Origin of the sequence: Haemophilus haemolyticus, from assembly GCF_003493685.1 — a bacterium.
GTDB lineage: Bacteria > Pseudomonadota > Gammaproteobacteria > Enterobacterales > Pasteurellaceae > Haemophilus > Haemophilus haemolyticus_O.
The window spans coordinates 44518-52640 of the sequence record NZ_QQJW01000013.1 but is presented as its reverse complement, the minus strand read 5'-3'; the positions used below and the strand labels follow the sequence as shown (position 1 = coordinate 52640).

Below are 8123 nucleotides of genomic sequence, written 5' to 3'. Positions count from 1 at the left end.
TCTTGCTGTGACACCTGCGACAAACAGTTCAATGAGTTTATTTTGTTTATGCTGACTTAAGCGACTTTTTCTCATTGGTTTATTCTAACCTAAATGGGATTTTTAGTCGTTATCTAGTACAGCCCCTTAATATTTTTATCTTGATAATAAACAATCGCCAATGTGCGTTGATAGCGATCTTGACCTTTTAAAGAAAGACGCACATCACGGAGATAAATCATATCAGATAACGCTTTCTTAGATTTTTGTCCAAAAGCTTGTTTTTTTTCTGGTGCATCAATTTCAGCTAGTCGCACTTTGATTTGTCGATTATTTTTCGCAAGGCAGGTAAGCGTATCACCGTCACTAATTTTAACCACACGACAGGTATTTTTTTCGCGAGAACAAGCAGAAAGTGCGGTAAAAATAAGTAATAAACTCGTCAATAGTGTTTTTCGATTTATCATTTTGCAAGGTTCTTGATCTAAGTCTGGTTATTTTACCGAAAAAAACTGGTCAATTCAGAAAAAAAAAGCGTAAAATAATTTTGAAACATTATGAAAAAAATTGAAAAAAAGGTTGTATATGATTCAAAAATCATTTTTATTGGCCCGTTCGTTGGTCATTTTGTACATTATGTTATATCTCGGAAATCTTATCGCTCATTATGTGCCTGCTGGTGTACCTGGAAGTATTTGGGGATTGTTATTGCTCTTTTTAGGCTTAACGACACGATTAATTCATTTAGATTGGATTTATTTAGGTGCGAGCTTATTGATTCGTTTTATGGCTGTGCTTTTTGTGCCGGTAAGTGTTGGAATCATTAAATATTCAGATTTATTAGTAGAACAAGTGAATATTTTACTGATTCCGAATGTTGTCAGCACTTGCGTAACGTTGGTTGTCATGGGCTCATTAGGGAATCATTTATTCCATTTACAATCTTTTACACATAAACGTAAAAAAGTGATTAAACGCCGTGAGAACCAAGCTAAACAAATGAATGAATCAGCTTAATATAGTGGGAAAGTTTTATATGCAGCAGTACATTATTTATCTTTATACATTTTTGACAATTTTCGGATTTTGGCTTGCACTACAAATTAGTAAACGTTGGAAATCAATGATTTTTAATACTTTTATTTTAACGGTATTAATTTTGGTTGCGATTTTAGTGATAGGAAAGATTCCTTATGATGATTATATGGCAGGAAATGCACCTATTAATAACTTACTTGGTTTGAGTATCGTTGCTCTTGCATTACCTCTTTATGAACAACTTCGCCAAATTGCTAAACAATGGAAGATTATTTTATCTATTGTGGTGATCGCCTCTTTTTTCTCGATGCTAAGTGGGGCGGTGTTAGCGCTCATACTTGGTGCATCGCCTGAAATGGTGGCGACGGTATTACCAAAATCAATCACTACACCAATCGCGATGGAAGTTTCGCATAATCTAGGGGGAATCCCTGCCGTCACTGCAGTTGGGGTCGTTGTTGCAGGCTTGCAAGGCTCTGTATTTGGTTATTTAGTGTTGAAAAAATTACGCGTTAAACATCAAGAAGCGATTGGATTATCTGTCGGGGCAGTGTCCCACGCACTTGGTACGGTAAGTTGTATGGAAACCAACCCAACAGCGGGAAGTTACAGTTCTATTTCTCTTGTGCTTTGTGGGATTATTAGTTCTATTCTCGCGCCATTTGTATTTAAGCTGATTTATTTCTTTGTTTAAATATCAATAAAAATTCAACCGCACTTTATTCATTCTAGATTTTGTTTGTTCCAGATAAAGTGCGGTTGTTTTTTGTGCTAAATGATTAGATAATGCAGAAAAACGAAATAAAACAAAGCGATATGAAACCACTTATCATTGATTCTTCTTGGACAGAACGTTTTCTTCCTGATCCTCCACGCGAAAAAGATAATCGCCCACCATTTCGTCGGGATCGTGGGCGAATTTTACATTCTGCCGCTTTTCGTTGCTTACAAGCGAAAACCCAAATTCACGCGATTGGCGAAAATGATTTTTATCGCACTCGCTTAACCCATTCTTTGGAAGTCGCACAGATTGGCAGTAGTCTCGTTGCACAACTTAAATTTTTAGAAACTTTTGAAAGTCTTTCGCAAACATTAAATATTGATAAAAACGAGTTGCAAAAACAATTAAAACCTTTATTACCGAGTAACGATCTTATCGAAAGTTTGTGTTTTGCTCATGATATTGGGCATCCACCTTTTGGGCATGGTGGCGAAACGGCATTAAATTATATGATGGCAGAGCAGGGCGGTTTTGAAGGCAATGCACAAACCTTTAGAATTTTAACGAAACTTGAGCCTTACACTGAAAATGCAGGGATGAATCTAACGCGTCGAACACTATTGGGTGTAGTGAAATATCCTGCGTTGTTAGATGTGGCTTCGCCTCAATATGTAGAACTTAATTTTTCTCGCAATATTGATCCTCGTTTTGTGCGTATTCACGATTGGATTCCGGGAAAAGGCATTTTCCGTGATGATTTAAAAATGTTTAATTGGTTGCTGGAAAATCTTTCTGAAAATGACCGCACTTTATTCTGTCAATTTAAAAAAGCGCGGGAAAATTCAGCTGAATCTTTACATACTCGGTTTAAATCTCTGGATTGCAGCATTATGGAATTGGCGGATGATATTGCCTATGGCGTGCATGATTTAGAAGATGCGATTGTGACTGGTGTTGTCAATCCTCATCAATGGCAAGCGGCACATACTGCATTGAAACAAATTCCTTCAGCTTGGTTGCATGAAAATATTGATTCAATTAGCCAACGACTTTTCTCTGATAAACATTTTGAGCGCAAACAAGCCATTGGTGCATTGGTAAACTTTTTTATTACCAATGTGTGGTGGAAATTAACGGCAAATTTTGATGAACCTTTGTTGCGTTATAACGCGGAGTTACCACCTGAAGTGATTGCTGCACTTGGTGTATTTAAAAAATTCGTTTGGGATTATGTTATTCGCAATGTGGATACCCAACGAATCGAATATAAAGGACAGAGAATGTTGACAGAAATGTTCCAGATTTTTGAATCTGATCCAGAACGTTTATTACCGCGAAATACTGCAAATCGTTGGCTTAATGCACCAGAAGAAGGGAAGAAACGGATTATTTGCGATTATATTGCAGGCATGTCGGATGCACACGCATTGCGGGTATATCAACAACTTTGATTTAAGAGAGAATCCCATCGAATTGATGGGATTTTTTATGCAAACCGTATAGAATAGTGCGGTTAATTTTCACTGAATTTTTATGGGGCAGTTGTGGCATTAATTAGTTTAACCAATGGATATCTTTCCTTTAGTGATGCACCTTTGTTAGATCACGCAGAACTACATATTGAACCGAATGAACGTGTTTGTTTAGTTGGGCGTAATGGCGCAGGTAAATCAACTTTATTGAAAATCATCGCAGGCGACGTGCTCATGGATGATGGCAAAATCCAATACGAAAAAGATCTTGTGGTTTCTCGTTTAGAGCAAGACCCTCCGCGTAATGCACAAGGCAATATTTTTGATTATGTTGCGGAAGGTGTTGGGCATTTAACGGATTTATTGAAAGAATATCACCATATTTCTGTTCAATTGGAAGAAAATTACAGTGATCAAATTTTAAGTCAGCTAGAGCAAGTTCAGGCTAAATTAGAACACGCTGATGGCTGGCGATTTGAAAATAAAATCAATGAAGTGTTGTTAAAACTAGGTTTGAATCCAAACACAAAATTATCCGCACTTTCGGGTGGTTGGTTGCGTAAAGCAGCATTAGCGCGCGCATTGGTATGCGATCCTGATGTGTTATTACTTGATGAACCAACCAACCACTTGGATGTGGAAGCTATTGAATGGTTGGAAAATTTCTTATTGGATTTCCAAGGTAGTATTGTATTTATTTCCCATGACCGTTCTTTTATTCGCAAAATGGCAACACGCATTGTGGATTTAGATCGCGGTCAATTAGTGTCTTATCCAGGCAATTACGATTTATATTTAACCACAAAAGAAGAAAATCTACGCGTTGAAGCCTTGCAGAATGAATTATTTGATAAACGTCTAGCACAGGAAGAAGTGTGGATTCGCCAAGGTATCAAGGCTCGCCGTACAAGAAATGAAGGGCGAGTTCGAGCATTAAAAGCGATGCGTGAGGAACGCCGCCAACGCCGTGACGTAATGGGAACAGCCAAATTACAGTTAGATACCTCAAGTCGTTCAGGCAAAATTGTCTTTGAAATGGAAGACGTGAACTATGAAATCGCAGGAAAAACCTTGTTAAAAGATTTTTCAACAACGATTTTACGTGGAGATAAAATTGCGCTTGTTGGACCAAATGGCTGTGGGAAAACCACTTTCATTAAATTATTGCTGGGGGAAATTCAGCCAACATCAGGCAAAATTCGTTGTGGTACCAAATTAGAGATTGCTTATTTTGACCAATACCGTGCTGATTTAGATCCTGAAAAAACCGTAATGGATAATGTGGCAGATGGCAAACAAGATATTGAAGTCAATGGTGTAAAACGCCATGTACTGGGGTATTTACAAGATTTCTTGTTCCCACCAAAACGAGCAATGACGCCAGTTAAAGCCTTATCGGGGGGAGAACGAAATCGTTTATTGCTCGCAAAATTATTACTCAAACCAAATAATTTATTGATTCTTGACGAACCGACCAATGACCTTGATGTAGAAACATTGGAACTTTTAGAAGAAATTTTGACTGATTATCAAGGCACATTGTTAATTGTGAGCCATGACCGTCAATTTATCGATAATACTGCGACAGAATGTTATTTATTCGAAGGTAAAGGGCGTTTGAATAAGTATGTGGGTGGATTCTTTGATGCTAAACAGCAACAAGCCAATTTCTGGGCAAGCAAAGTAGCAGAAGAACAGGCTAAAGCGAAGAAAACTGAACCACTAAAAGAAGAAAGTGCGGTGAAAAATGACCGCACTTCCAAGCCGAAATCCGTAAAACTTTCTTATAAAGAACAACGTGAGCTAGAACAACTTCCACAACTTTTGGAAGAATTAGAAACTAAAATCACCGTACTTCAAGCTGAAATAGCCGATCCTGCATTTTTCCAACAGGCTCATGATATTACCGATGCTAAATTAAAAGCATTGGCGGATACTGAAGCCGAATTAGAAACAGCATTTTTACGCTGGGAAGAATTGGAAGAAAAGAAAAATTTGGCTGAAGGTAAAGCTTAAAAAAATAACGCCCGAAAGGGCGTTTTTTTATGTATTCTCAAGATGATCTTTTTTCAAAATATTTTCTTCATCAAGTATTGATAAACGAGCGATAGCGTTTCGATAAGAAATTTCAAGGGTTTCTCTGCTGGTTGCCATTACGCCTTGATCCACTAAAAATCCATCATTTACATCATATACCCAGCCGTGTAATGAGAGTTTTTGTCCGCGTTCCCAAGCACTTTTTACAATTGATGTGCGCCCAAGATTGTAAACCTGTTCTGCTACGTTAATTTTAGTTAGCATATCGGCACGTTTTTCTGGGGAAAGTTTACCGAGAAGATGACCGTGTTTAAACCAAATATCACGAATATGAAGAAGCCAGTTGTTGATAAGCCCTAAATCTTTATCTGCCATCGCCGCATGAATACCACCACAGTTGGTGTGGCCACAGATAATAATATGTTCAATTTTAAGCACATCGACGGCATATTGCACAACAGAAAGGCAATTAAAATCTGTGTGAATCACTTGGTTAGCAACATTACGATGTACAAAAAGCTCACCTGGTTCAAGATTCGTCAATTTCTCTGCGGGTACACGGCTATCAGAGCAACCAATCCAAAGGTAATGTGGCGTTTGATGATCCGCGAGCTCTTTGAAGTAAGTTGAATTTTCTTCCTTCATTCTTTGTGCCCAACTGTAATTGTTGGCAAAGAGTTGCTTAATTTTATCCATTTTACTTTCCTTAAAATTCTGAAAAAATTAACCGCACTTTGGCGTAAGTGCGGTCAATATTAAAGTTAAATTGAATTAGAAATTTGCATTTCTTGGCGCACGTGGGAATGGAATTACATCACGAATATTTTGCACGCCAGTTACATAGACAATTAAGCGTTCAAAACCAAGACCAAAACCAGAATGTGGAACGCTGCCGTATTTACGCAGATCGCGATACCACCAATAATCATCTGGATTTAATCCCATTTCTTCCATACGTTTATCAAGCACGTCTAAACGTTCTTCACGTTGTGAACCACCGATGATTTCACCAATTCCAGGAGCTAACACATCCATTGCTGCCACAGTTTTTCCATCATCATTTAAACGCATATAGAATGCTTTAATGTCTTTTGGATAGTTTTTCACCACAACTGGTGATTTGAAATATTCTTCCGCTAAGAAACGTTCGTGTTCAGAAGAAAGATCGATACCCCAAGAAACAGGGAATTCAAATTTCTTACCAGATTTTAATAACACATCAATGGCATCAGTATAGTCAATTTGCGCAAAATCTGAGTTTACAAAGTTTTCTAGACGCGTAATAACATCTTTATCTACATGTTTTTCAAAGAATTGTAAGTCGTCTTTACGCTCTGCTAATACTGCTCGGAATACGTATTTCAACATATCTTCTGCAAGTTTTGCGTTATCCGCTAAAGTTGCAAATGCAACTTCAGGTTCAACCATCCAGAATTCAGCTAAGTGACGGGTAGTATTAGAGTTTTCTGCACGGAATGTTGGGCCGAAAGTATAAATTTTGCTTAATGCACAAGCATAGGTTTCTCCGTTTAACTGACCTGAAACCGTTAAAAATGATTCTTTACCGAAGAAATCTTGGCTGAAATCAACTTTTCCATTTTCACCACGTGGAAGATTTTCTAAATCAAGTGTAGAAACACGGAACATCTCACCCGCACCTTCAGTGTCTGATGCAGTAATTAATGGGGTTGCCACCCAGTAGAAACCTTGCTCATGGAAGAAACGGTGAATGGCTTGAGATAAGCAATGGCGAACACGTGCAACTGCACCAATAATATTGGTACGAGGGCGTAAGTGAGCTACTTCGCGTAAATATTCAATAGAGTGGCGTTTTGCTGCCATTGGGTAAGTATCTGGATCTTCAACAAACCCTGTCACTTCTACTTTTTCTGCTTGTAATTCAACTGCTTGTCCTTCTGCAGGTGATTCAACGACTTTACCCGTTACAATCACAGAACAGCCTGTTGTTAAACGTAAAATTTCGCTTTCGTAATTTTCAATATCGTTATTAATAATCGCTTGAATTGGATCAAAGCAAGAACCGTCATAAACCGCTAAGAAAGATAATCCTGCTTTAGAATCGCGACGGGTACGCACCCAACCACGCACAGTGACGGTTTCACCAATCGCCACTTTCCCTTGTAATACATCAACAATTGATGCCACTTTAGACATATTAAACCTCTGTAACTGAATGTAATTCACATAAAATTACCGATAGTTTACCTTAATGAAGGAAATTTTCCATAAAAATATAGTGTTGGTGCGGGTTATGAACAATAAAATAGCCTTAAAAATGAGCCCTAAATAAAATAGGGTAAAGCCTTATTAATATTGAATATACGCGATTTTATGCTAAAATCTCGGGCCAAAATCATTATGGCTAATAATAGGAAAAAATATGAAAGTTTTAGAAGGCTCAGTCGCAGCACCTAATGCAAAAGTTGCAGTAGCAATTGCTCGTTTTAACAGTTTTATTAATGAAAGTTTATTAGAAGGTGCAATTGATGCATTAAAACGTATCGGCCAAGTGAAAGATGAAAATATCACTATCGTGCGTGCTCCGGGTGCGTATGAGTTGCCATTAGTTGCTCGTCGTTTAGCTGAAAGTAAAAAATTTGATGCGATTGTTGCATTAGGTACAGTTATCCGTGGTGGTACAGCGCACTTTGAATATGTAGCAGGGGAAGCGAGCAGCGGTTTAGGAAAAGTTGCAATGGATGCTGAAATCCCTGTCGCTTTTGGGGTATTAACTACAGAAAATATTGAACAAGCGATTGAACGTGCTGGTACTAAAGCAGGTAATAAAGGTGCAGAAGCAGCCTTAACCGCACTTGAAATGGTTAATCTTATTCAACAAATTGATGCGGCATAAA

7 protein-coding genes and 2 pseudogenes are annotated in these 8123 nt (G+C 38.0%); 5 read left to right on the top strand and 4 right to left on the bottom strand.

Annotation, left to right across the window (positions count from 1 at the left end):
• Window positions 1–75 (bottom strand): annotated as a pseudogene (locus DV434_RS09275) (IS1595 family transposase); the annotation flags it as partial.
• Window positions 76–128: 53 nt separating this feature from the next.
• A pseudogene (locus tag DV434_RS09270) lies at window positions 129–446 on the bottom strand (thermonuclease family protein); the annotation flags it as partial.
• Between the two features lie 118 nt (window positions 447–564).
• Here DV434_RS09270 and DV434_RS09265 point away from each other — a divergent pair.
• From DV434_RS09265 to DV434_RS09250, 4 genes are all read left to right on the top strand, one after another.
• Window positions 565–996 (top strand): CidA/LrgA family protein, encoded by a 432-nt coding sequence (locus tag DV434_RS09265; RefSeq protein ID WP_118785896.1) that lies wholly within the window; start codon window positions 565–567, stop codon window positions 994–996.
• Window positions 997–1015: 19 nt separating this feature from the next.
• Window positions 1016–1711, top strand: coding sequence for a CidB/LrgB family autolysis modulator (locus DV434_RS09260; RefSeq protein WP_053465178.1), 696 nt, complete (start codon window positions 1016–1018; stop codon window positions 1709–1711).
• Between the two features lie 92 nt (window positions 1712–1803).
• On the top strand, window positions 1804–3189 hold the full coding sequence (locus DV434_RS09255; RefSeq protein WP_118785895.1) for an anti-phage deoxyguanosine triphosphatase: 1386 nt from the start codon (window positions 1804–1806) through the stop codon (window positions 3187–3189).
• A gap of 93 nt (window positions 3190–3282) precedes the next feature.
• Window positions 3283–5226 (top strand): ABC transporter ATP-binding protein, encoded by a 1944-nt coding sequence (locus DV434_RS09250; protein WP_118785894.1) that lies wholly within the window; start codon window positions 3283–3285, stop codon window positions 5224–5226.
• A gap of 27 nt (window positions 5227–5253) precedes the next feature.
• On the opposite strand, the gene can is transcribed toward DV434_RS09250, so the two are convergent.
• Together can and asnS are read right to left on the bottom strand one after the other, a co-directional pair.
• On the bottom strand, window positions 5254–5943 hold the full coding sequence (gene can, locus DV434_RS09245) for a carbonate dehydratase (RefSeq protein ID WP_005631770.1): 690 nt from the start codon (window positions 5941–5943) through the stop codon (window positions 5254–5256).
• A gap of 75 nt (window positions 5944–6018) precedes the next feature.
• Window positions 6019–7422, bottom strand: a complete 1404-nt coding sequence (gene asnS, locus DV434_RS09240) for an asparagine--tRNA ligase (RefSeq protein WP_005628655.1) — start codon at window positions 7420–7422, stop codon at window positions 6019–6021.
• A 226-nt stretch (window positions 7423–7648) separates the two neighbouring features.
• On the opposite strand from asnS, the gene ribH reads away from it, so the two are divergent.
• A complete protein-coding gene (ribH, locus tag DV434_RS09235; RefSeq protein WP_005628657.1) occupies window positions 7649–8122 on the top strand; it encodes a 6,7-dimethyl-8-ribityllumazine synthase in 474 nt (157 codons plus the stop codon).
• The last annotated feature ends 1 nt before the right edge of the window (window position 8123 follow it).

Excerpts from the sequence above, each read along its gene's own strand:
- DV434_RS09265 (WP_118785896.1), top strand. The coding sequence starts at position 565 with ATGATTCAAAAATCATTTTTATTGGCCCGTTCGTTGGTCATTTTGTAC.
- DV434_RS09260 (WP_053465178.1), top strand. The coding sequence starts at position 1,016 with ATGCAGCAGTACATTATTTATCTTTATACATTTTTGACAATTTTCGGA.
- DV434_RS09255 (WP_118785895.1), top strand. The coding sequence starts at position 1,804 with ATGCAGAAAAACGAAATAAAACAAAGCGATATGAAACCACTTATCATT.
- can (WP_005631770.1), bottom strand. The coding sequence starts at position 5,943 with ATGGATAAAATTAAGCAACTCTTTGCCAACAATTACAGTTGGGCACAA.
- asnS (WP_005628655.1), bottom strand. The coding sequence starts at position 7,422 with ATGTCTAAAGTGGCATCAATTGTTGATGTATTACAAGGGAAAGTGGCG.
- ribH (WP_005628657.1), top strand. The coding sequence starts at position 7,649 with ATGAAAGTTTTAGAAGGCTCAGTCGCAGCACCTAATGCAAAAGTTGCA.